Consider the following 20,898-nt stretch of genomic DNA (forward strand, 5'->3'; position numbering starts at 1 on the left):
GGGCGAGGCCCGCGCCCGGTTTCGCCGAACCCCTTCTCCTTACTTCTTCCGTTTTTCCAGCAGCGGGTCGATGCGGCCACGTTCTTCGGCCACGAACTTGGCGAAGTCGGCAGCTCCCAGCTCCATGGGCATGGCGCCTGCGTCGATGAAGATTTTCCTCACCTTCGCGTCGGCCAGCGCTTTGCCCACCGCGTCGGACAGCTTGGCGATCACCGGTGCGGGCGTGCCTTTGGGGGCGAAGAGTCCAAACCATCCATTGAAATCGAAATCGGGCAGGTTCAGCGCCTCGGCCACCGTGGGGACCTCGGGTAGCAGCGGCGAGCGGACGTTCGAAGTGACCGCCAGCGCGCGCAGCCGGCCGTCTTTCAGGAACGGGGCCGCCACCGGCGTGTTGATGAAGCCCATTTGAAGGGTGCCGCCGAGCAGGTCGGTCATGGCCTGGGCGTTGCCGCGATACGGGGCGTGGGTGAAGTTGGCGCCGGTGCGGGGCCGGTGGGCCTGGTCAGCGCAATGGTGCTGGCCGACGCGGGCATCGACGTCGAGGTGTTCGAGCGCAATGCCACCGTCATGGAAGATCTGCGGGCCTCGACCTTCCATCCGCCGACGCTGGACATGCTCGCCCCCTACGGCATTTCCGACGTGCTCGTGGAGTCGGGGCTCAAGGCCCGCTTCACGCAGCAGCGAGACCGGCGCAAGGGCCTGATCGCCGAGTTCGACTTGGCGCGGCTGGAGGGCAGCACGGCCTATCCGTTCCGCCTGCAGTGCGAGCAATGGAAGCTCAATCTCGAGTTGGTCAAGAAGCTGGAGCAATACCCCCATGCCAAGGTCCGTTTCGGTTGCGCCGTCGAAGCGGCAGGACAAGACGACACTGGCGTCACGCTCAAGGTCCGCACGCTCGATGGCCTGGAGGAGGTGCGCGGCGACTACCTGATCGGTGCGGATGGCGCATGGAGTACGGTGCGCCGCAGCCTGGGCATCGAGTTCGAGGGTTACACCTATCCCGAGCGTTTCCTGGTCGTTTCCACCGAGTTCCCATTCGAGGATCAATTCGAAAACCTGTCTTGGGTCAACTACATCTCCGATCCCGAGGAATGGTGCGTGATGCTCAAGGTACCGTCCCTGTGGCGGGTGCTGTTTCCCACGGCCGAACAAGAGTCGGACGAGCGCGTGCTGTCGGATGAGTTCATCGAGGCTCGATTGCAGGGCCTGCTGCCGCGTCCCGAGCGCTATGAGGTCGTCCATCGCACGCTGTACAAGGTGCACCAGCGCGTGGCGAGCCGTTTCCGCCTCGGGCGCGTGATGCTGGCAGGAGACGCCGCGCACATCAACAATCCCCTGGGCGGCATGGGAATGAATGGCGGGGTGCATGACGCGTTCAACCTGACCGCCAAGCTCATCGACGTCATCGAGGGCCGCGCGCCGGACAGCCTGCTTGACCAGTACGAGCGCCAGCGCCGCACCGTCGCGATCGAATACATCAACGCCAATACGGCGCGCAACAAGCAGCTCATCGAAGAGCGCGACGAAGCGGTCCGGGACCGCATTCATGCCGAATTGCGCGCCACCGCGGCGGATCCGCAGGCTTCCATGGCGTACATCCGCAAGACCTCCATGTTCGACGCGCTGGAGCGGGCGAGGAGCATCGCATGAACAACGGCTATGCAACCCGTCCGCCCTCGGCGCGGCGGCAGAGGTTGCGTGCGTCGCTCGCGGCATCCGGGCCCACCGTCGCCCCGGGCGTCTACGACCTGATTTCGCTCCGGCTGGCAGAGCGAGCCGGGTTCGAGACCTTGTTCATGAGCGGATACGGGGTGGTGGCCTCGGCGCTCGGCTTGCCCGACGCCGGGCTGGCCAATGGCACCGACATGCTGGACAGGGTGCGCCAGATGGCGCTCGTGAGCGAGTCCGCATTGATCTGCGACGCCGATACCGGCTACGGCGGCTTGATCAACGTCATGCACACCGTTCGGAATTACGAGCGGGCGGGCGCGGCGGCGATCCAGCTCGAGGACCAGGTTTACCCCAAGCGCTGCGGGCACATGCGCGGTCGCAAGGTGGTTCCGGCCGCCGAGATGGAGGCGCGCATCAAAGTCGCGCTGGATACCCGCGAAGACGCCGGTACCGTCATCATCGCGCGCACTGATGCGCGCACCGACCTCGGCATGGATGAGACGTTGCGCCGCATCGACCGGTATGCCCGGGCGGGGGCGGACGTCGTTTTCGTCGAAGGCCCGGAGTCGACCGACGAGATTCGCCAATGCGCCGCCACCGTGGATGTTCCCGTCATGATCAACATGGGCCCCGGGGCGCGCCTGCCAGTGATGACGCCACAGGCGTTGTACGAGCTTGGCGCCAAGCTCGTCATCTACCCTACGGCCGCATTGTTGGCCGCCGCCCAGGCATGCGCCGACGCGTATGGCGCGCTGGGCGCGGGCCGCATTCCCGACGGGCCCTCGTATCCGTTCGCCGAATTCTCGCAGCTGATCGGGTTCGACTGGGTGGAACGCTTTGACGCCCGTTATCGCGATCTGGACCAAGGAAGCCAAGCATGAGCGATGTCGAGGTCTACCAAAGGCAAGGGCTGGGCCAGCCCTCGGGCATAGGAAAGCGCTGCGGCTTGGTGTTGGTTGATTTCGTAAACGGCTTCGTCGACCCCGCCTTGCTTGGCGGCCAGCACGTGGCCGAGGCGGCCGGGCGTACGCTCGCGCTGCTGCAGGCGTTCCGTGCGCGCAACCTGCCCGTGGCGCACAGCCGCGTGGTGTTCGCCGAAGACGGCAGCGACCACAATGTGTTCTGCCGCAAGGCTCCCGCCTTGACCCGATTCACCGAGAGTGCGGAATGTTCGCAGATTCTTCCCCTGCTCGCGCCCGAGCCGGGGGAACGCGTCATCCGCAAGCAAGGCGCGTCCGCCTTTTTCGCCACGAGTCTCGCAGATTGGTTGCGGGCGCGCGGCGTCGATACCGTCGTGGTCGTAGGGTGCACGACCAGCGGCTGCGTGCGAGCAACGGCCATCGATGCCATGCAGCACGATTTCATGACCGTGGTGGTGGAGGATTGCGTCGGAGACCGGGCGCCAGGCCCTCACCAAGCCAGTTTGTTCGACCTGCAGCAGAAGTATGCGGACGTCATGTCCCGCGACGCGCTGCTGTCCGTCATTTCTTGAGGAGTCCAACATGGATCATTTGGGTTACCGGATGAAATTCGGGGTCTTGGGGCCTTCGACGAATACGATTGTCCAGCCGGATTTCGACGACATGCGTCCCGTCGGCGTCACCAACCATTACAGCCGGATCGAGATCCCCGACATGAAGGTGAACGATGACGCAGATTTCATGCGCATGATCGAAGCGATCTCGTCCAATACCAAGCACGCTGCGGAAGTGCTCAAGAGTTGCGAGATCCAGTATTTGGTGATGGGGATGTCGGCGGTCACGTTCTGGAATGGCCGCAAGGGCGCGGAACAATACTTGAAGGAGATCCATGACTGCGCAGGCGTGGGCGTGACCTGCGGGTCGTTTGCGCTGGAAGCGGCCCTGAATGCCTATGGGGTCAAGCGCATCGCGTTCCTGTCGCCGTATTTCCCGGTCGCAAACGCCGAAGTTCGCCGCTTTTTCGAAGACTGCGGCTTCACGGTCGTGCGCGACGTTTGCCTGCGCCGTCCGAGCCCGGTCCAAATCGCGCACACTACCGATGAAATGTGCCGTGCGGCGATCCGCGAACTCGACGGAGACGATGTCGAGGCCATCGTGCAGGTGGGCACCAATCTCTCGATGGTCCGGATGGCAGCGGCCGCCGAGACGCATCGATCAGCTCACGGTGGTGTTGGAACGTGCGCGCCAGGCGGTCCCGGTCGTAACTGCGCCGCGTGCCCAGGATCACCTTGAGCTCGACGGCCTTGGCGCGCATCGCGAGCAGGCGGGCGTTGCCGGCCGCCTCATAGATGAGCGCGTGAAAACGCCGGTTCAGTGTGCTGATGCGTTCCAGGTTGGCGTCGCTGACGTCCGGTCCGCGAGACTCCATTTCATCTTCGACTTGCCGCAGCTCTTCCAGCGTGCGGGCGTCCATGCGTTCGGCCGCCAGGGCGGCCAGCTCCGATTCCACCAGAATGCGCGCGGCATAGATTTCGCGCACTTCGGGGTCCGACCAGACCCGCACGGTCGCGCCTGCATTCGGACGCAGGACGAGAAAGCCGTCGGAGACCAGCAGCCGAATGCCATCGCGCACCGGTGTGCGCGACAGCCCCAGCGCCTCGGCCACCTCTTTCTCGGTGATGCGGGACCCTTCCGGAAAGCGTCCGGTAATGATGCCTTGGCGCACATACGCGTACGCCTGCTGTACGGACGCGGGACGCGAAGATAGGTCGGAGAACGAAAAAATGTCGGGCGAAATTGCCGGCGCGGCGTTGTTGGACTTTGCTGGGCGTGACATGCATCTACAGCAGCAAGGGAAGGGTGCAGCTACTATAGCGGATCACCGCCGTTTCGCGCGTCGCCTTGCCCCGCCGGCACGGCGTGGGCATGCGCACCGGCACGGACGGACGCGGGCTGCCTGCGCTTGAACCAAAGATAAAGGCCGCTTCCGAGCACGATGATGGTGGCCAGATCGAGCAGTGCCCACAGGATTTTCATCGGCATGCCGCCGTAGTCGCCGAAGTGCAGCGGCTGGGAGAGCAGCAGCGCCGCCAAATACCAAGGCAGCCTAGGCATCGCGGTGATCTCGGCGGTTTGGGCGTCGACCAGGACCGGCTGTAGCAGCTTGGACGTGAGGGGGGCGTTGCCCGCCAGGAAAAATGTGTAGTGGTGCGGGCTGGAGAAGGCCGTGCCGGGAAAAGCGATGAACGACAGGCGCGTCCCGGGCGCCGCCGTCATTGCCACTTCCATCGCGCGTTGCACCGACGCCCGCTCGGCGGGCGGGGTGATCGGTTGTCCCTGGTACGGCGCCAGCACCGCGCTGAGTTGGTCGTACTGCCAGTACTTGATCAACAGGTCGGCCCAGGTGTTGATCACGCCGGTTGCTCCCACGACGAAAACCCACACCAGCGTCACGACGCCGAGAAGATTGTGCAGGTCCAGCCATTTCACGCGGGGCGTACGGTGTCGCCGGACGTCACCGAATTCGAGCTTCTTGGTGAACGGTCCGTAAAGCACCGCGCCGGTCACGAGGGCAACGAGCAGAAGCAGGCCCATGAAGCCGAGGAACAGTTTGCCCGCGAGGCCGGCGAACAAATCGACGTGAAGCTTGAGCATGACGTACATGAAACCGCGGTCGAAACGGGGCTCGGCCAGCACCTCCCCAGTTCGCGCGTCGACCGCCACGGAGCGGAAGTCGTCGGTGGGATCGGGCGTAGGCGTCAGCGTGACAAACCAAATGCGATCGTCTTCCTCGTCCTGGGATACGTACTGGATCACGCGGTTTCGATGAAGGGCATGCGCGGTCGTGAGCACGCTGTCCAGGCTCACCCGGACGCTATCGTCGGCACCTGCGGGGGCCTCGACTTCGGTTCCGAGCAAGTGACCGAGTTCGTGATGGAAGATCAGCGGCAATCCGGTCAAGCACAGCAACAGCATGAAGGCGGTGCAGGCCAGGCTGCTCCACTTGTGCAGCCAGGACCAGGTCTTGAGGGAGCGGGCGTTGGACATGGGATCGGTCATGCTAGGCGGCCGGAAGGGCCAGGGCAGAGGCGAACGGGGACGACGGCCGCGGCGGCCCCGGGATTGGCGGGGGTCATGGGCGGGTTCTCGCCGGAGAACGTCGCGATCGCTCGGGCGGACGACGCAGGCTGAGCCAAGTCATGGCCAGGACGGGGATGCCCAAGCCTATCCAGGACCAAACGTCGCCCCAGCTGTCGGAGACGAGCGCGCTGACCAAACCGGTCGCCGTGAGGCCGCCCAGGATGAGGGGCCACTTCCAGATGCGCATCATCGGCGAAGGCATCATCAATTTGCCCATAAAAAATAGAAAGGCAAATAGTAATGATTTTTATTTAAAAAATAAATACCTAGGGGGTGCGATTGTTCGCAGGTGGGCAAATCGCATCGGGAACGCGGCCGATTCAGGGGGCCGGCATGCGCCCTACGTAGCGGGTCACGAATGCCGGCCCCTTATGGCCTTCGCCTTCGTTCAGGACCACTTCGCCTTCCCATGCCACGACTTCCTCGAGCAGCGGGGAGAAATCGGAGCGTATGGCGGCGAGGTCGGACAGCATGTCGACCTCGCGCGGTCCGCCGCTCGGATAGTCGAGTTGGCGGGGATGAAAGCACTCAAGGATCAGCCAGCCCCCGGGGGCGAGCGCGCGGGCGAGCCGGCGGTGGATCCCGGGGCGGACGGCCGAGGGAAGGTGCACGAAAATCAGGGCCACGCCGGAGCAGGTCGCCGCCGGTGGCGACCAATCGGCGAGATCGGCATGCAAGGTGGTGATGGTGATGCCGCGCAGGGAGGCCAGCGCCAGAGCCTTGTCCAGGCCGACCTGGGAACTATCCACCGCGAGCACCTGGTGGCCCCGCTGCGCCAGCCAGACGCTGTTGCGGCCCTCGCCGTCGCCCGGCAGGAGCACGCGGCTGCCCGCCGGCAGGCGAGGCTCCTGTTCCGCCAGGAAACGGTTGGGCTCAGTGCCGTACTTATATCCGGGTCGTGAGTACCGTTCGTCCCAGGTCTTCATGCCGCCATTCCTCGGTTACTCCTCCTCCATCAACTCATACCACATCGCGTTCAGGACGGCGAAGGCTGCGGCCAGGCCCAGCCCCAATATCCAGGAAAAGTACCACATGCTCATTCCTCCCAGGTTTCAGTAGGCGTGGTTGCCGGGTTCGTTGATGGAGGCTTCGTCCACTTTGCCCCACAGCACCCGGTAGACCCACAATGTGTAGGCGACGACCAGCGGGACGAAGATGACGGCCGCAACCAGCATGATGAACAGGGTCTGGTGGCTGGACGAGGCATCCCAGACGGTGAGGCTGGCGCGCGGGTCGATCGACGAGGGCAGCAGGAATGGGAAGATGGTGACGCCCACGGTGACGATGATCCCCAGAATGGAGAGCGAGCTCGTCAAGAGGGCCGTGCCTTCTTTGCGCCACCGCAGGAAAATCCAGGTGAGGGCGGCGCCGGCCAGCCCGGCGGCGGGCGCTGCCGCCAGCCAGGGATGGCTCCGATAGTTGTCGAACCAGGCACCGGCCGCGATTTCGGCGGTCTTGCGCAAGGGGTTGGATGGGCCTGCCGGGTCGATGGCGCTGGTGATGCGATAGCCGTCTACGCCCTGCCACAGCAGGAGCCCGCCCAACGCGAACAGGACCAGGGTGGCGAGCGCCGCGGCGCTGCCATACGTGCGGGAGCGCTCCGCAACGGGACCGCGGCTCTTGAGGACGAGCCATGCGGCGCCGTGCATGCACAGCATGGATACCGAGACCAGGCCGCAGAGCAGCGCGAACGGAGACAGCAGCCCGAAGAACCCGCCTTCGTAGAAGATGCGCAGATCCTCATCCAGCCGGAAGGGCACGCCCAGCAGTACGTTGCCGACCGCCACCCCGAAGATCAGCGAAGGCACGAGGCCGCCGACGAATAGCGCCCAGTCCCAACCCGTGCGCCAGCGGGCGCTTTCGCGCTTGCTCCGGTACTTGAAGCCCACGGGGCGGAGTATCAGCGCGAACAGTATGGCGAACATCGCCAAGTAGAAACCCGAGAACGATACCGCGTAGAGTGGCGGCCACGCGGCGAAAATGGCGCCCCCGCCGAGGATCAGCCACACCTGGTTGCCCTCCCAGACGGGGCCGACGGTATTGATCACCACGCGCCGCTCGGCGTCGGTCCGGCCGACGAACGGCAATAGCATGGCAGCTCCCAAGTCGAAGCCGTCGGTCAGCGCGAACGCGATCAGCAGGATGGCCAGCAGCGCCCACCAGATCATCCGCAGTACGTCGTAGTCGATGAGGGTGTGCAGGATCATGGCTTACTCCTGGGCGGTGAGACGTTGAGAGACACGTGGCGCGATCAGGCTGACCTCGGGATCTAGGTCGGGCTCGACGCCCTTGCGGATCGCACGCAGCATGAGGCCCATTTCGATGATGAACAGGACCGTGTAGAGAGCGGTGAAGCCGAGGATGGTGGCCAACACCGTGCCGGCGCCGAGATCGGAGACCGCCGCCGCGGTGGGCAGCACGCCTTCGATGATCCAGGGCTGGCGGCCGAACTCTGCGACGAACCAGCCCAGTTCCGCCGCAATCCACGGCAGCGGGATGGCATATACCGCGAGCTTGAGCAGCCACCGGTGGGCGTCCAGCCTGCGCCGTGCCGACAGCACGAAGAAGGTGGCCATCAGCACGATGAAGAAGAAGCCGAGCGCCACCATGATGCGGAACGCCCAGAACAGCGGCAGCACCATGGGCACGGTGTCTTCGGCCGCTTGGTCGATTTGCTGGGGCGTGGCCTGGCGGGGATCGTCCACGTAGCGCTTGAGCAGCAATGCGTATCCGAGATTGCTTCCGTGTTCTTCGAAGGCGGCGCGGTCGGCCTCGGCAGCGGCCGCAGTGCTGCCGGCCGCACGGATGCGTTGCAAGGCGTCGAATGCCACGATGCCACTGCGGATGCGGTCCTTGGCGTGTTCGACCAAGGTATTGATGCCCGGAATCTCGGTCGTGAGCGAGCGTGTGCCGATCAACCCCATGACTGCAGGTATGCGGACCGCGTAGTGTGTCTCGCGCGCTTGCTGGTCGGGGATGCCGATCACCGTGAAGGGGGCCGGTGCGGGCTCGGTTTCCCACATGGCTTCGATTGCGGCCAGCTTCATTTTCTGGTGTTCGGTCGACAGATAGCCGCTTTCGTCCCCCAGCACCACGACCGACAGCGCCGACGCGAGCCCGAACGAGGCGGCAACGGTCATAGAGCGCTTGGCGACGTCGAGGTGGCGGCCCTTGAGCAAGTACCAGGCGGACACGCCGAGCACGAACACCGAGGCCGTGACGTAGCCTGCGGAGACGGTGTGGACGAACTTGGCCTGAGCCACGGGGTTGGTGATCACTGCGAAGAAGTCGGTGATCTCCATCCGCATGGTTTGGGGATTGAATGCAGAGCCTACCGGGTTCTGCATCCAGCCGTTGGCGATGAGGATCCACAGCGCCGAGAAGTTCGATCCGAGCGCCACGCACCAGGTCGCCACCAGGTGCCCGACGCGCGAGAGCTTATTCCATCCGAAGAAGAACAGGCCGACGAAGGTGGCCTCGAGGAAGAAAGCCATCAGGCCTTCTACGGCGAGCGGTGCCCCGAAGATGTCGCCGACGTAGTGGCTGTAGTAGCTCCAATTCATCCCGAACTGGAATTCCATGACCAGCCCCGTGGCGACGCCGAGGACGAAGTTGATGCCGAACAGCGTGCCCCAGAACTTGGTCATCTGGCGCCAGATCTTGCGTCCGGTCATCACGTACACCGTCTCCATGATGGCGATGAGGACGGACAGTCCTAGGGTGAGCGGGACGAAGAGAAAGTGGTAGAGCGCCGTCAGTGCGAACTGCAAGCGCGATAAAGAAACAATGTCGAGATCCATGGCGGCCGATTCCTCCTCAGTCCGTGCGCAGGGTATGGAGCGTGTTCTCGAAGGCGGCCGTGCCGCGCGGTACGTCGCCGGCCACGGTGGCACCTTTCAGAACGATGAGGCGGTCGGCCAGGGTGGCCTCCCGCCGGGTATGGGTGGCGATGATCAGCGTGCGATCGCCGGCTTGTTCGTTCAATCGCGCGAGGACGTCGCGGGCCGTAGCCGGGTCCAGGCCTTCGGTCGGCTCGTCGAGCAGCCAGAGCCGCGTGGGGCGCAGGAGCAGCCGCGCCAGTGCCAGGCGCCTCGCCTGGCCGCCGGACAGCCCGAGGCCGCCATCGCCCAGGCGCGTATCGAGCCCCATGGGCAGCGAAGCGATGGTTTGCGCCAGCCCCGCTGCGCGCAGTGCCGCCCACAGCGTGTCGTCGTCGGCGTCCGGCCGCGCAAGGAGCAAGTTGTCGCGCACGCTGTCGCGGAAAAGCTCGGTGCGCTGGGTGAACAGGCACGCTGCCGGTGCGTCGACCAAGCCCGACGTCGGCTCGAGCTCCCGGGCGATGAGCGCGAGCAGCGTAGACTTGCCGGCGCCGCTGGGGCCGACGACGGCAACCCGTTCGCCGGCCCGCACGGTGAGCGAAACCCCGTCCAGCACGTATCGGCCGGAGCGGCCCGAAGCGGCATGCAGCAAGGAGACGGACTCGAGCTTGACGTCCCCGCCGGCGCGCGCGGGGCCCTTCGGCCCGCCCTGTGCCTCGAGCTGTGGCGCCAGCCTGCGCACGGCGATCATGATGCGGGCCCACTCCAGTGCGCCCCGGCGCAGCGGGGCCATCGGTTCGGCACTGGCCAGCACGAGCAGCAACGCCAGCGCCGCCACCGGGGCGCCGATGGCGCCGTCCGCAACGAGCAGCGCACATCCGGCCAGCGTGGCGGCCATGGCCACGCCCGACGCGAACGATTGGAGGAAACTCGCTTGCGCATCGACGCGGTGGAGCGTGTCGTCCGCCCGGGCAAGGCGCGCCTGCGTACGGGCCAGGCGGTCGCATTGCGCATCCAGGCGTCCGGCCATCAACAGTTCGGCCTGGCCCGAGACCAGATCGATGGCGTCGGCGCGCAGGGCCTCCAGGGCGTGTACCCGATCGTGGGACGCGTTGCGGCTGCGCCGCACCGTCCTCGCTATCACGGCGGCATTGGCCGCGAGCATCCAGGCCGCGATGCCCAGCCCCAGCGGCAGGCTGACGACCCCGAGCGCGATGCCCATGACCGCGATGGTGGCGCCGGCCGCGCAGGCTGGCACCAGCACCCGCAGATAAAGGCCGTCCAGGGCGTCGGCATCGGCGGTCAGCCGGAACAGCAGGCGTGCCGGGCGTGCCAGCAGTTCGCGGGCGGCATCGGGACGCGCCCAGCCGGCGAACAGGCGCGGACGCAGCGCGGCCACGACTGCCAGGGCCGCGTCATGGGTGACCACGCGTTCGCCATAGCGGGCCGCAGTGCGAACCAACGCGAGCAGGCGGATGCCGGCACCGGGCGTGAAAACGTCGAAGGCGAGGGCGGTGCCGGTCGCCAGTCCCGCAATCGCGGTCGCGGTGATGAACCAGCCGGACAGGCCCATCAACGCCATGCCTGCCAGGACGGTCAGCGTTGCCAAGGCCGCGCCTCCCGCAAGCAGGCGGCCCCGTCGCACGAAAAACAGCCGCAGCACGGCCAGCACGGCGCCACGGTCGCCTCGTCCGGCGGCCGCCGCAGCGCAGGGTGCATCCGTGTGCAGCGAGGCGGAATCGATGCGGCGTTCGCTCATGCCAAGCGCTCCTCGGGAAGGGCGAGCTCGTCGCCCGAGGCCATGGGCAAGCGGATGACTCGATCCATGCGGGCGGCCAGTTCGGGGTCGTGGGTGGCGACGATGAGCGTCTTGCCCTTGGCCTGGGCCAGCAGGCGCCGCGTCACTTCGCGCGCGGTGGCTGCATCCAGGTGGGCGGTGGGTTCGTCGGCCAGCCACAGGTCCCGGGCCCGGTCGGCCGCCGCCCGTGCGATGGCTAGGCGCAGGGATTCTCCGCCCGACAGGCCGGCGCCCCCTTCGCCGAGCCTGCGTCCTGCCGCGGCGCCAGCCAATGCCCGGAGATGGGCGGCTCCGAGCGCGGCATCGACCGCGCGCGCATGGATTTCAGGGCGCCCAAGGCTGACGTTGAACCGCACGGTCGCCGCGAAAACGTGCGGGCGCTGCCCGATCCATGCGATGCGCGCGCGCAGCTCTGGGGCGGTGCTTTCGTCCAGCTCCGTCCCGCCCACGGCAATGCGGCCGGACCGGACCGGAACCAGGCCGGCGATCAATGCCAGGAGCGTGGACTTGCCCGAGCCGCTCGGGCCCAGGATGGCCACGTGTTCGCCCGGCATGACCCGCAGATCCAAGGCTTCGAACAGCGGCTGCCCGGCATCGGGATGGTGGAAGCCCACGCCGGCCAATTCGACGCCAGGCGGGGTGCGCAGCGGGGGGCTAAAGGCGGTCGAAGGGGCGGCCGGGCCGCCCACCAGCTTGAGCGGCGCCGCGGCGAGACGGTCCAAGGCGTCGAGTGCGGCACGTCCCGACGCGCGGTCGTGCCAGACCGTCGACAGCTCGCGCAAGGGTTCGAAGAAACTGGGGGCCAGAAGCAGGACGAACAGCCCCTCGCCCAACGTCAGCTTGCCGCTCCAGGCGCCGAATTGCAGTTGCCCCAAGAGATGGAATCCTACATAGACGGCCACCATGGCTACCCCGAGCGCGGAGAACAACTCCAGTACTGCCGAGGAAAGAAACGCGATGCGCAATACCGCCATGGTACGGATTCGCAGCGTTTGGGCAACGCTTTCGAGGCGGTGTGTCGTGGTTTCCACGGCGTCGAGCGCGCGGAGCGTGGCCAGCCCGCGTAGCCGATCGAGCAGGAAGGCGTTGAGCGTTCCCATTTCGGCCAGGTGTTCCTCGCTGGCGCGCTGCGCACGCCAGCCTACCAGCGCCATGAAGAGGGGGATAAGGGGCGCCGCGATGAGCAGGACCAGCCCCGCTGCCCACGAAAACGGCAGGACGCAGGCCAGGATGGCTAGGGGAACGACCGCCACTTTGAGCTGCACGGCTGGGTAGCGGGCCAGATAGGGGAGCGCGGCGTCGGCCTGCTCGGCGATCACGCTGGCGGCCTCGCCGGCGGCCGGCCGCCGTTTATCCAGCGGTGAGCCGCAGGCCAGCGCAGCGATGGCGTCGGCCCGGCGGCGAGTGACCGCATCGCGGGCCACCTTGAAGCTCAGCCGCTGCCCCCAGGTTTCCAGCCCTGTCCGGCACAGCGCCAACGCCAGGAACACCCCTGCGGCGGCGAGGCCGGGCTTGGCGTCACCGGGGTTCGCTGCCATGCGTTGTACCGCGGCGGCCAATACGCCGGCCTGGGCCAGCCATAACAGCGAACCAATTAATTGCAGCCAGTCTCCTGACGTTGGTCGGAGCCGCGCCGCGCGAGAAGGGACGTAATCCGTTGGCATGAGGTGTGTTACCGAGGGTAACTTAACAGTGCTCATGCGAAGAGGCAATGATCTGGATCAAGTGCAGTGCGTGCGGCGCCCAGGGATTGCGCGAAGCGGAGCTCGCGTCGGGGCTGGGGAGCTACGCGTCCGTGGGGGCCGGGGCGCGCGCAAACCCCTCCGGCATGGCGCGAAGCGTTACAAGCGCATTGGTCGCCGGAGCCGTCCGGGGCGTATAGATACGGACATCGGAAGCCGGGCACCGGACTTGCTGGCGCTCGACGCCAGATGTCGTTGTGTCAGGAGCCGATATTGACGAACATACGTCCCTATTCCCTCACCCCCGCGGCTGCAGTGGCCGCCGCGCCCGAGAAAACAGCCGTGCAGCCACGGCGCCACCCCGAGGGCGTTCCCCTTGACAACCGGGCCGCGGAACTCGCCGCGGGCTTGCAAGCCGAGCCGGCGCGCATCGATCCAAAATTCCTTTACGACGCACAAGGCTGCGTGTTGTTCAACGCCATCTGCGAGCTGGAGGAGTACTACCCCACGCGGACCGAGCGCGCCATTTTCGAAGCCCACCGGGCAGCCATCGTGCGTTCCTTGCCTGCCAGCGTGCAATGGGTGGACCTTGGATGCGGCGATTGCGCCAAATCCCGCGATTGGCTCCCCCACGTCGATGCCTGCCGCTATGTGGGCGTGGACATTGCCGCCGATTGGGTACGCCGCGAGGTGGCCGCACTGGGCCGTCACTTTCCCCAGATGCCGTGCGAGGCGATGGAGGCGGATTTTTCCGGGGAATTCGACCTGCACGGTGCGCTGGTCGACCTGCATGAGCATCCCCCCGTCTTTTTCTATCCAGGCTCGTCCATCGGCAACTTCTCGCCCGGTCGCGCCGTGGCATTCATGGCGGCCATCGGCCGCGAAGCTGGCGCCCGGGGGTGCCTGCTGATCAGCGCCGACCTGCGCAAGGATCGCCAGACGATGGAGCGGGCCTATGCGGACGACTTGGGCGTGACCGCAGCCTTCAACCGGAATGTGCTGCGGGTGTGCAACCGCGTGCTGGGCACCGACTTCCAACCGGCGGATTTCGCGCACGAGGCGATCTTCGATGCCGAGCGTGGGCGGATAGAGATGCGGCTGCGGGCCCGAAAGCGCGTCCGGGTCCGGTGGGGCGCCATGGGCCGCACGTTCCAGCCCGGCGATGCGATCGTCACCGAGCATTCCTACAAATACACGCCCGAACAGTTTGACGGCATGCTGGCCGAAGCCGGATTCTCCGTGCGCAGCATGTGGACCGATCCGCGCGCCTGGTTCGGCGTATTCCTGGCACAGCGATGAACGCGCGCGACGCAACGAATTGGCAGGCCCTGCTGGCGCGCCGCTTCGTCGCCGTGCGCGATGCGACCCTCGCCATGCTGCACGGGTTGTCGGCGGAAGACTGCATGCTGCAATCCATGGCGGAGGCCAGCCCGGTCAAATGGCACCTTGGCCACGTTGCATGGTTCTTCGAGACTTTTGTGCTCGAACCCAGGCTGCCCGGGCACGAACCGTTCGATCCGGCCTTTCGGGAGCTGTTCAATTCCTATTACGTGGGCGTTGGCGCACGCCATCCGCGCGGCGAGCGGGGATTGTTGTCCCGCCCGTCGCTCGAGCGGGTGCTTGCCTATCAGCGATCGGTGTCGGAGCGCCTGCTGGCATGGATGGGCGAAGAGGCCCTGCCGGCCGAGGCGCTCGACCTGATCGAGCTCGGCCTGCAACATGAACAGCAGCACCAGGAGCTGATCGCCACGGACCTCAAGCACCACCTTTGGTGCAACCCCTTGCTCCCGGCGTGGGGCAGTGTGCCGGAGGGCCGGACCGAGGTCGCTCCGGGGCCGCTCCGGTTCCGCCGCTATGACGCGGCCTTGGTCGGGATCGGCCATGCCGGGGACGGATTCGCGTTCGACAATGAATCCCCCAGGCATCGCGTTTGGACCGAAGCATTCGAATTGGCGGACAGGCCTGTGTCGAACGGCGAATACTTGGCTTTCATCCGCGACGGCGGCTACGAGCGCCCGGATCTGTGGCTGTCCGACGGATGGGATGCCCGCTGCCGGCAAGCCTGGGACATGCCGCTGTATTGGCTGCGCAGGGCAGGCGATTGGTACTGCTACACGAGCTTTGGCGTGCAGTCGCTCGACGAGGCCGAACCGGTCTGCCACTTGAGCTACTACGAGGCGGATGCCTATGCGCGGTGGGCGGGGGCGCGTTTGCCCACCGAACAGGAATGGGAGCGCGCGGCTGCGGAGGCGGGCATCGAAGAGGGCGACTTCGCGGAGGCAGGCGTGTTCCACCCCCGGCGCCTGCGGCCCGGGTGCACGGCGTTCCTGGGCGGCGTTTGGGAATGGACCCAGAGCGCCTATCTGCCGTATCCCGGCTTTCGTCCCGCAGCCGGGGCAGTGGGGGAATATAACGGCAAGTTCATGATCAACCAGATGGTGCTGCGGGGTGGGTCATGCGCCACGCCCCGCAGCCACCTGCGCACGACGTACCGGAATTTTTTTCCGCCCGCCTCGCGTTGGCAGTACGCCGGCTTGCGGCTGGCTCGTTCAGGAGATTCGCATGGCTGACCCCAAACCACGCAAGCCGGAGCGCACGCGCGCGCAGGACGACGTCGGCCAACCCGAGCCGCGGCTGCCCCATGAACACGACGAGTCTCACGACAGCCAGGAAAGCGCCCCGCGCGAGATCATCGAGCAGGCCTATCGGGACGTGCAATCAGGGCAGGAGGATACCGACCTGCGAGCCAGTCGCGGCAAGCGCCAGAAGACGGTGCCGCCCGACGAATCGTGACCTACGCGGCCGGTCAGCGCTGCCCGCCCCGGCCAGCAGGGGCATCGGCGTTGCGGCTGGCGTCGCGCAAGGTCGAGAGCAGGCCCTTGCAATCGGCGTCGCTGCCTGGCCCGGTCTCGACCAGGGGGATCAGTGCCGCGAGCGGATTGATGAAGGCGAGCGCCACGGCCGCGCCGGCACGCGCCAGCAGGCTCGCCTTGTCGATTTCGAAGTCCGGTTTGGCGAAGGTGCCGACGATGTTGATCGGCGAGCGGGCGGCCAGGATGCTCTTGTCCTTGGGCTGAGGCTCCAGGCGCAGGTTCAGCTTTTCGGTCCGGAGGTCGATCGTGCCGCTCCCGTCGATACGCGTATCGTCGGTATCGACGACGAATGCCTGTGCCGTGGCGAGGCCTTGCTTCACGTCGAAGGTTGCTACGGCGCACCGCAGGCGAGTCGCTTCGTCCCCCCCGATCAGGAACCCAAGCGCCTGTCCCGCGTCCAGCCCGATCGCTTCGACCAGCAGGTTCGAGATTTCGCCGCCCGTCACGGCCAGCCCGAGCGACCCGCCTGCGTGGGCGAGCATGGCGCGCACGGAGTTGCCGGTCGTCTTGAGCTTGACGTCGGCGCCTAGCGTACCCTCGCTTTTCTTCATCAGTTCCACGTCGGGAAACAGGCGGTTCAGCCGTGCGCGTTGGATCGCGATCCGGGCGTCGGCGCGGATGACCGGCTGGCGCGCATCCATCGTGATGTCCGCCCGTAGCTTGCCGCCCGCGTAGCCGAAGTTCAGGGGAGCGAGCTTGAGCACGCCGTCTTGCAATACGAGCCGGGACGAGAAATCGTCGAATGCCCAGGGACCGCGCACGCGTACGTCGCCGGCGTCCAAGGTCACGTCTGCGTCGATGGCGTTGAGGCGTTCGAGCTCGAATTCGGCATCTGGTAGGACGCGGCCGTCCGACGCGCGGGCGTTCTTCTTGGCATCGTGCTCCGAATCATCGCCCACGCCGATCAGCGGGCCGAGGTCTTTCATGTCCAAGACGCGGCTCTTGAGCCGGGCGCGCAGTAGCGGCTTGTGTGCGCGCATTTCGTAGTGCGCATCGCCGGATATGTCTGTGGAGCCGATGGTTCCTTGCATGCCGACCAGGTCGAAAGTCGTTGCGGTGCGCCTGAGCTGCCCCTTGAGCCGGTAGGGCGGGGTGGCGGGCAGCGGCAGGTCGATGTAGGGATAAAGCGTCGATAAGGTCGGTCCGCTGGCGTCGAGGGCGAGGTCCACCTGGGCATCGCCGAAAATATCCCCGACCTGCCCTTCGGCGCGGATGCGCGTCCGTCCGGCTTGGGCGTCGATGGAAAAGGGAAACGGGGTGCCCGAGTCCCGGAGGGTCAGGATACTTCCGGCACGCGCGACGCCGCCGAACACCCCTTCGCGGTACTTGCCGTCGAACTGGAGCTTCATCCCATAGGCGGGCCCCGATGGTGGTGGTGCTTCGCTGTCGGCGCGCAGCTTGCCAGCAACGTCCAGCACGCTGTCGTCGTACGTGATCGCTAGACGGTTGAAGGCGAGCGTGCGCAGCACGATGTCCGGCGGCGGGCCGGAGTCTTCCGATTTCGGCAGGGTCCAGTTGTCGAGCTTGTCGTTCCGCGCCAGGTGCACTTGGCCGCCGTCGATGGACAGCAAGTCCAGCACGATGGCGCGCTTGAGCAGCGGTAGCAGCCGGACGTGGATATCGACCGCTTCGGCCTCGACCATGCGCTGCGGGCGGAACTGCGGAAGGTTGTCGACCTTCAACCCCTGGAGATGAATGCGCGTGACGGGACGCAGCTGCATGCGAAATTCGTCCAGCATCACCGGGCGCCCCAGCTTGTCGCTGGCGATGCGCTCCACGGTGCCGCGCAGGAAACGCCAATCGGTCAACAGCGCGGCGGCGATGAGAAGCAGGAGAAGGCCAGCGAAGGCAGCCAGGAGTTTCAATGCGCGCATGGGGAAATCCAGAAGAGGCGGCTGCCTCCACACCCCCGTTTTAATGGGTCAGGGTTGTTTGCGCAATTCGGCCGGCGGGACTTTCATCAAGTCCCGATATTTTGTGACCGTGCGCCTCGCCACCACCACGCCCTGTTCCGCGAGCAAGCGTGTCAGTGCGACGTCCGAGAGCGGCTCGCGCGGATTCTCCGCGGCAATCATGTCGCGGATCAGCGCGCGCACGGCCGCGGCCGAACAGCGCCCGCCGGTGTCCGTGGCCAATTCCCTCGAAAAGAAGTGCTTGAATTCGAAAACGCCGCGGGGCGTCGCCATGTATTTGTTGTTCGTCGCGCGCGAGACCGTGGACTCGTGCAGGTCGAGTTCCTCGGCCACTTTGCGCAGCACCAGGGGCTTGAGCGCGATCTCGCCGTAGTCGAAGAACGTGCGCTGGTGGGCGACGATGGCTTCGGCCACCCGTTGTATCGTGGCGAAGCGCTGTTCAACGTTCCGAATCAGCCAGCGCGCTTCCTGCAGTTCCTGCGCCAGGGGCGCGCGGTCGTCATAGCGCGCCTTGCGGAACAGGTTGGCGTAGGCCTGGTGCAGCCGCGCCTTGGGCATCACCGCGGGGTTGGTCGTAATGATCCATCTGTTCCTGACCTTGCGCACGATGACGTCCGGCACGATGTGGTCGCTCTCGGGCTCGGAAAACGCCAGGCCGGGACGCGGATTCAGGCTTCGGATCAGGCGGCACGCGACCGCGAGCTCGCTTTCATTGCACCCGAGCTTGCGGCGAAGTTCGGCCGTCTCGCGCCGGGCCATGAGGTCCAGGTGCGAGCCGGCGATTTCCATGGCCAGCATGCGGCCCGGCGTTCCGGGATCGAGGGATTCCAACTGCAGCCGCAAGCACTCGCCGAGGCTGCGTGCTGCCAATCCGGGCGCGTCCAGGTGTTGGACGAGCTTGAGGGCAACCATCCATTCGTCGGGGTGGGGCGGCGGGGAAATGGCCAAGGAGACGGCAAGTTCGTCGAGATCCTGCCGCAGATAACCGTCTTCATCCAGCGCTTCGATGATGACCTCCGCCAGCAGGCGGTCTCGTGCGCCCAGGCGGTATCCGCAGAGCTGCTGGTGCAGGTGATCGTGCAGGCCGACGCAGCTGTGTGTCCATTGCCCGACGTCGGGACGTTCGTCGCCGTCGTCGTCGCGGCTTCGGTCGCTGGGATACGGCGCCGAATACGGTTCCGGGTCGAACGGGGGCGGTTCGGAGGCGCGCAGGTCGGCTTCTTCGGCCTGCGAAATCTCGCCCGCGTTGCGATCGACCGACAGCACCGTTTCTTCCGCGGGCGGCGCGTCGTCCTGATCGTCTTCTTCCAGGAATGGATTGGTCGCGATTGCCTGTTGCAGCTCTTGCGTGAATTCGAGTGCGGACATCTGCAGCAGCTTGACCGACTGCTGGAGTCTTGGCGTCAAGGATAATTGCTGACGCACTCGCATGTCGTACGTGGCTTGTACCAAGGCCGTCTCCCGTGCTTTGGATGCGGGGGCCGAGGCCGGCCCCCAGGTGTCGCGATCTCAAGCAATTGCAAGCTTCGTGCCAATCGCGAAACGGTAGGCAGACGCAGCGCAGCGGTAGACAATGGCGTGCAGCTCTTGCCGGTTCGGTAAGTTTTACCTGCGCAAGGCCCACCGGGCCAGGGGCCATCCACTACATAACGTGGAGTGCATGACAGAATGATTACGTTCTTTGGCTTCGTTGTTTGTGTCGCGGCAGTCCTCTCGGCTCTCGGTTGCGCGCACCCCCTGCCCGACGCAGAAGACGCGCCGCCCCGGCGCGAGGTGCGCATTTCCACCGACAGCGGATGGCTGACCTACCGGGAGAGCCGGCGCATCATCCAGCGCTTGGGCGCAGGCGCCGGCGCGCAGGACTTCCTGGCCCGGCACCTGCAGGTGGAAGAGGCGGTGGCCGATGCGCCGCTCGTCGCCGGCAACGCCGTGCAGTTGTTCGCCGACGGTCCCAGCACCTATGCGGCGATGGAAACGGCCATCGGCGGCGCCCGGCGTTTCATTCACCTAGAGAGCTACATCTTCGAGGCCGATGCCGTGGGCTTGCGTATCGCGCAACGCCTCATCGACAAGCGTGGGGAAGGTGTGGCAGTGGCCGTGATGGTCGATGCCGTGGGCACGCTGTCCGTGCCGCCGGAGCTTTTCGAACGCATGCGGCAGGCGGGCGTGCAGGTGGTGTTCTTCAATCCGGTCAATCCCCTCCAAGGACGCGGTGCGTGGTCCCTCAATGAGCGCAGCCACCGGAAGATCCTGGTGGTCGACGGTGAAATCGCTTTTGTCGGGGGCATCAACCTGAGCGACGTCTACGCGTCCCGGCCGGGGCGCGGCTCTTCGGGCGGAAAGGCGGCAGATGCGCAAAGCGCGCCCTGGCGCGACACCCATATCAGCATACGCGGGCCTGCAGTCCAGGATGTCGAGCGCGTTTTCCTCGACGGCTGGCGCAGCCAGGATGGCCCGGACCTGGGCGCCGCGGATTTCCTCGTCCCGCAACCCCGCAGCGGACCGCACGTGGTGCGCATCCTCGTCAATCGTCCCGGTGAAAGCGACAATCACGCGATTTACCTGACGCTGCTCTCAGCCATCAACAGCGCGCAGCGCTCCATCCATGTCACGATGGCCTACTTCGTTCCCGATCCCGCCTTTATCGCGGCGTTGTGCGAGGCGGCGCAGCGGGGCGTGGACGTCGTCTTGCTGTTGCCGGGGTTCAGCGATTCTTCCATCGTGTTCCACGCAGGGCGCTCGCATTACGAAACGCTGCTGGAAGCAGGGGTGAAAATCTACGAACGCAAGGATGCCTTGCTTCATGCTAAGACTGCGGTGGTAGACGGCGTTTGGTCCACGGCGGGGTCTAGTAACCTCGATTGGCGCAGCTTTACCCTGAATCACGAAATCAATGCGGTCATTCTCGGAGCCGGATTCGGCGCGGAAATGGAAGCGCTGTTCGAGGCGGACCGCCGCGCCGCGGTACGGGTGGATGCCGAACAGTGGCGCAGGCGGCCGGTTTCACAGCGGTTCAAGGAGTTCTTCGCCCGGCTGTGGGAGCGCTGGCTCTGAGTGTCCGGTCATCCCTGGCATCCGTGCC

At 66.0% G+C, this 20,898-nt stretch carries 19 protein-coding genes and 1 pseudogene; 8 read left to right on the forward strand and 12 right to left on the reverse strand.

Annotated features, from left to right (window positions below; all coding sequences use genetic code 11):
- Positions 1–39: 39 nt before the first annotated feature.
- Positions 40–597, reverse strand: a complete 558-nt coding sequence (locus tag Q0319_RS16630) for a tripartite tricarboxylate transporter substrate binding protein (protein ID WP_299454544.1) — start codon at positions 595–597, stop codon at positions 40–42.
- On the opposite strand from Q0319_RS16630, the gene Q0319_RS16635 reads away from it, so the two are divergent.
- From Q0319_RS16635 to Q0319_RS19380, 4 genes and pseudogenes are all read left to right on the forward strand, one after another.
- Positions 493–1,650: an FAD-dependent monooxygenase gene (locus tag Q0319_RS16635; protein ID WP_299454547.1), complete on the forward strand. Its 1,158-nt coding sequence runs from the start codon at positions 493–495 to the stop codon at positions 1,648–1,650. The two genes, Q0319_RS16630 and Q0319_RS16635, sit on opposite strands and share 105 nt — an antisense overlap.
- Complete coding sequence (locus Q0319_RS16640; protein ID WP_299454550.1) at positions 1,647–2,552, forward strand: isocitrate lyase/PEP mutase family protein; 906 nt, start codon at positions 1,647–1,649, stop codon at positions 2,550–2,552. Before Q0319_RS16635 ends, Q0319_RS16640 begins: the two co-directional genes overlap by 4 nt.
- Complete coding sequence (locus Q0319_RS16645) at positions 2,549–3,163, forward strand: isochorismatase family protein (RefSeq protein WP_299454553.1); 615 nt, start codon at positions 2,549–2,551, stop codon at positions 3,161–3,163. The genes Q0319_RS16640 and Q0319_RS16645 overlap by 4 nt, the downstream gene beginning before the upstream one ends.
- A gap of 256 nt (positions 3,164–3,419) precedes the next feature.
- A pseudogene (locus tag Q0319_RS19380) lies at positions 3,420–3,593 on the forward strand (hypothetical protein); the annotation flags it as partial.
- A 91-nt stretch (positions 3,594–3,684) separates the two neighbouring features.
- Here Q0319_RS19380 and Q0319_RS16655 read toward each other — a convergent pair.
- The 9 genes from Q0319_RS16655 to cydD form a co-directional block, all read right to left on the reverse strand.
- Entirely contained in the window at positions 3,685–4,428 is a 744-nt protein-coding gene (locus Q0319_RS16655; protein ID WP_299454555.1) for a GntR family transcriptional regulator, read from the reverse strand.
- Positions 4,429–4,460: 32 nt separating this feature from the next.
- Complete coding sequence (locus tag Q0319_RS16660) at positions 4,461–5,639, reverse strand: PepSY domain-containing protein (RefSeq protein WP_296469618.1); 1,179 nt, start codon at positions 5,637–5,639, stop codon at positions 4,461–4,463.
- Positions 5,640–5,724: 85 nt separating this feature from the next.
- Positions 5,725–5,937: a hypothetical protein gene (locus Q0319_RS16665; protein ID WP_296469599.1), complete on the reverse strand. Its 213-nt coding sequence runs from the start codon at positions 5,935–5,937 to the stop codon at positions 5,725–5,727.
- A 115-nt stretch (positions 5,938–6,052) separates the two neighbouring features.
- Positions 6,053–6,658 carry a class I SAM-dependent methyltransferase gene (locus Q0319_RS16670; protein ID WP_296469545.1) on the reverse strand — a complete coding sequence of 202 codons (606 nt, stop codon included), beginning with the start codon at positions 6,656–6,658 and terminating at the stop codon, positions 6,053–6,055.
- Positions 6,659–6,673: 15 nt separating this feature from the next.
- Positions 6,674–6,766 carry a cytochrome bd-I oxidase subunit CydX gene (gene cydX, locus Q0319_RS16675; protein ID WP_296469544.1) on the reverse strand — a complete coding sequence of 31 codons (93 nt, stop codon included), beginning with the start codon at positions 6,764–6,766 and terminating at the stop codon, positions 6,674–6,676.
- Between the two features lie 18 nt (positions 6,767–6,784).
- Positions 6,785–7,939, reverse strand: a complete 1,155-nt coding sequence (gene cydB / locus Q0319_RS16680) for a cytochrome d ubiquinol oxidase subunit II (RefSeq protein ID WP_296469543.1) — start codon at positions 7,937–7,939, stop codon at positions 6,785–6,787.
- A 3-nt stretch (positions 7,940–7,942) separates the two neighbouring features.
- On the reverse strand, positions 7,943–9,532 hold the full coding sequence (locus Q0319_RS16685; RefSeq protein ID WP_296469542.1) for a cytochrome ubiquinol oxidase subunit I: 1,590 nt from the start codon (positions 9,530–9,532) through the stop codon (positions 7,943–7,945).
- Between the two features lie 16 nt (positions 9,533–9,548).
- Positions 9,549–11,309, reverse strand: a complete 1,761-nt coding sequence (gene cydC, locus Q0319_RS16690; protein WP_296469541.1) for a thiol reductant ABC exporter subunit CydC — start codon at positions 11,307–11,309, stop codon at positions 9,549–9,551.
- Entirely contained in the window at positions 11,306–13,048 is a 1,743-nt protein-coding gene (gene cydD / locus Q0319_RS16695) for a thiol reductant ABC exporter subunit CydD (RefSeq protein ID WP_363322292.1), read from the reverse strand. Before cydD ends, cydC begins: the two co-directional genes overlap by 4 nt.
- Before the next feature lie 255 nt (positions 13,049–13,303).
- Between cydD and egtD the strand changes: the two genes are divergently transcribed.
- The 3 genes from egtD to Q0319_RS16710 are packed head-to-tail and all read left to right on the forward strand — an operon-like array spanning position 13,304 to position 15,823.
- The gene (gene egtD, locus Q0319_RS16700; RefSeq protein WP_296469044.1) at positions 13,304–14,329 is read left to right on the forward strand and encodes an L-histidine N(alpha)-methyltransferase; all 1,026 of its coding nucleotides are present in this window, start codon (positions 13,304–13,306) and stop codon (positions 14,327–14,329) included.
- The gene (gene egtB / locus Q0319_RS16705; protein ID WP_296469042.1) at positions 14,326–15,600 is read left to right on the forward strand and encodes an ergothioneine biosynthesis protein EgtB; all 1,275 of its coding nucleotides are present in this window, start codon (positions 14,326–14,328) and stop codon (positions 15,598–15,600) included. Before egtD ends, egtB begins: the two co-directional genes overlap by 4 nt.
- Positions 15,593–15,823, forward strand: coding sequence for a hypothetical protein (locus Q0319_RS16710; RefSeq protein WP_296469040.1), 231 nt, complete (start codon positions 15,593–15,595; stop codon positions 15,821–15,823). The genes egtB and Q0319_RS16710 overlap by 8 nt, the downstream gene beginning before the upstream one ends.
- A 13-nt stretch (positions 15,824–15,836) precedes the next feature.
- Here Q0319_RS16710 and Q0319_RS16715 read toward each other — a convergent pair whose 3' ends face one another.
- Together Q0319_RS16715 and Q0319_RS16720 are read right to left on the reverse strand one after the other, a co-directional pair.
- Complete coding sequence (locus Q0319_RS16715; RefSeq protein ID WP_296469037.1) at positions 15,837–17,777, reverse strand: AsmA family protein; 1,941 nt, start codon at positions 17,775–17,777, stop codon at positions 15,837–15,839.
- A 48-nt stretch (positions 17,778–17,825) separates the two neighbouring features.
- Complete coding sequence (locus Q0319_RS16720) at positions 17,826–19,268, reverse strand: RNA polymerase factor sigma-54 (protein ID WP_299454566.1); 1,443 nt, start codon at positions 19,266–19,268, stop codon at positions 17,826–17,828.
- 216 nt (positions 19,269–19,484) lie between these two features.
- On the opposite strand from Q0319_RS16720, the gene cls reads away from it, so the two are divergent.
- The gene (cls, locus tag Q0319_RS16725; protein ID WP_299454568.1) at positions 19,485–20,870 is read left to right on the forward strand and encodes a cardiolipin synthase; all 1,386 of its coding nucleotides are present in this window, start codon (positions 19,485–19,487) and stop codon (positions 20,868–20,870) included.
- The last annotated feature ends 28 nt before the right edge of the window (positions 20,871–20,898 follow it).

Origin of the sequence: uncultured Pigmentiphaga sp., assembly GCF_937950555.1 — a bacterium.
Taxonomy (GTDB): Bacteria; Pseudomonadota; Gammaproteobacteria; order Burkholderiales; family Burkholderiaceae_B; genus Pigmentiphaga.

Coding starts and splice junctions, on each gene's coding strand:
- egtB (WP_296469042.1), top strand. CDS start 14,326: ATGAACGCGCGCGACGCAACGAATTGGCAGGCCCTGCTGGCGCGCCGC.
- cls (WP_299454568.1), top strand. CDS start 19,485: ATGATTACGTTCTTTGGCTTCGTTGTTTGTGTCGCGGCAGTCCTCTCG.
- cydC (WP_296469541.1), bottom strand. CDS start 11,309: ATGAGCGAACGCCGCATCGATTCCGCCTCGCTGCACACGGATGCACCC.
- cydB (WP_296469543.1), bottom strand. CDS start 7,939: ATGATCCTGCACACCCTCATCGACTACGACGTACTGCGGATGATCTGG.
- Q0319_RS16645 (WP_299454553.1), top strand. CDS start 2,549: ATGAGCGATGTCGAGGTCTACCAAAGGCAAGGGCTGGGCCAGCCCTCG.
- Q0319_RS16665 (WP_296469599.1), bottom strand. CDS start 5,937: ATGATGCCTTCGCCGATGATGCGCATCTGGAAGTGGCCCCTCATCCTG.
- cydD (WP_363322292.1), bottom strand. CDS start 13,048: ATGAGCACTGTTAAGTTACCCTCGGTAACACACCTCATGCCAACGGAT.
- Q0319_RS16685 (WP_296469542.1), bottom strand. CDS start 9,532: ATGGATCTCGACATTGTTTCTTTATCGCGCTTGCAGTTCGCACTGACG.
- Q0319_RS16715 (WP_296469037.1), bottom strand. CDS start 17,777: ATGCGCGCATTGAAACTCCTGGCTGCCTTCGCTGGCCTTCTCCTGCTT.
- Q0319_RS16655 (WP_299454555.1), bottom strand. CDS start 4,428: ATGTCACGCCCAGCAAAGTCCAACAACGCCGCGCCGGCAATTTCGCCC.
- Q0319_RS16630 (WP_299454544.1), bottom strand. CDS start 597: ATGGAAGGTCGAGGCCCGCAGATCTTCCATGACGGTGGCATTGCGCTC.
- cydX (WP_296469544.1), bottom strand. CDS start 6,766: ATGTGGTACTTTTCCTGGATATTGGGGCTGGGCCTGGCCGCAGCCTTC.
- Q0319_RS16660 (WP_296469618.1), bottom strand. CDS start 5,639: ATGTCCAACGCCCGCTCCCTCAAGACCTGGTCCTGGCTGCACAAGTGG.
- Q0319_RS16670 (WP_296469545.1), bottom strand. CDS start 6,658: ATGAAGACCTGGGACGAACGGTACTCACGACCCGGATATAAGTACGGC.
- Q0319_RS16710 (WP_296469040.1), top strand. CDS start 15,593: ATGGCTGACCCCAAACCACGCAAGCCGGAGCGCACGCGCGCGCAGGAC.
- Q0319_RS16640 (WP_299454550.1), top strand. CDS start 1,647: ATGAACAACGGCTATGCAACCCGTCCGCCCTCGGCGCGGCGGCAGAGG.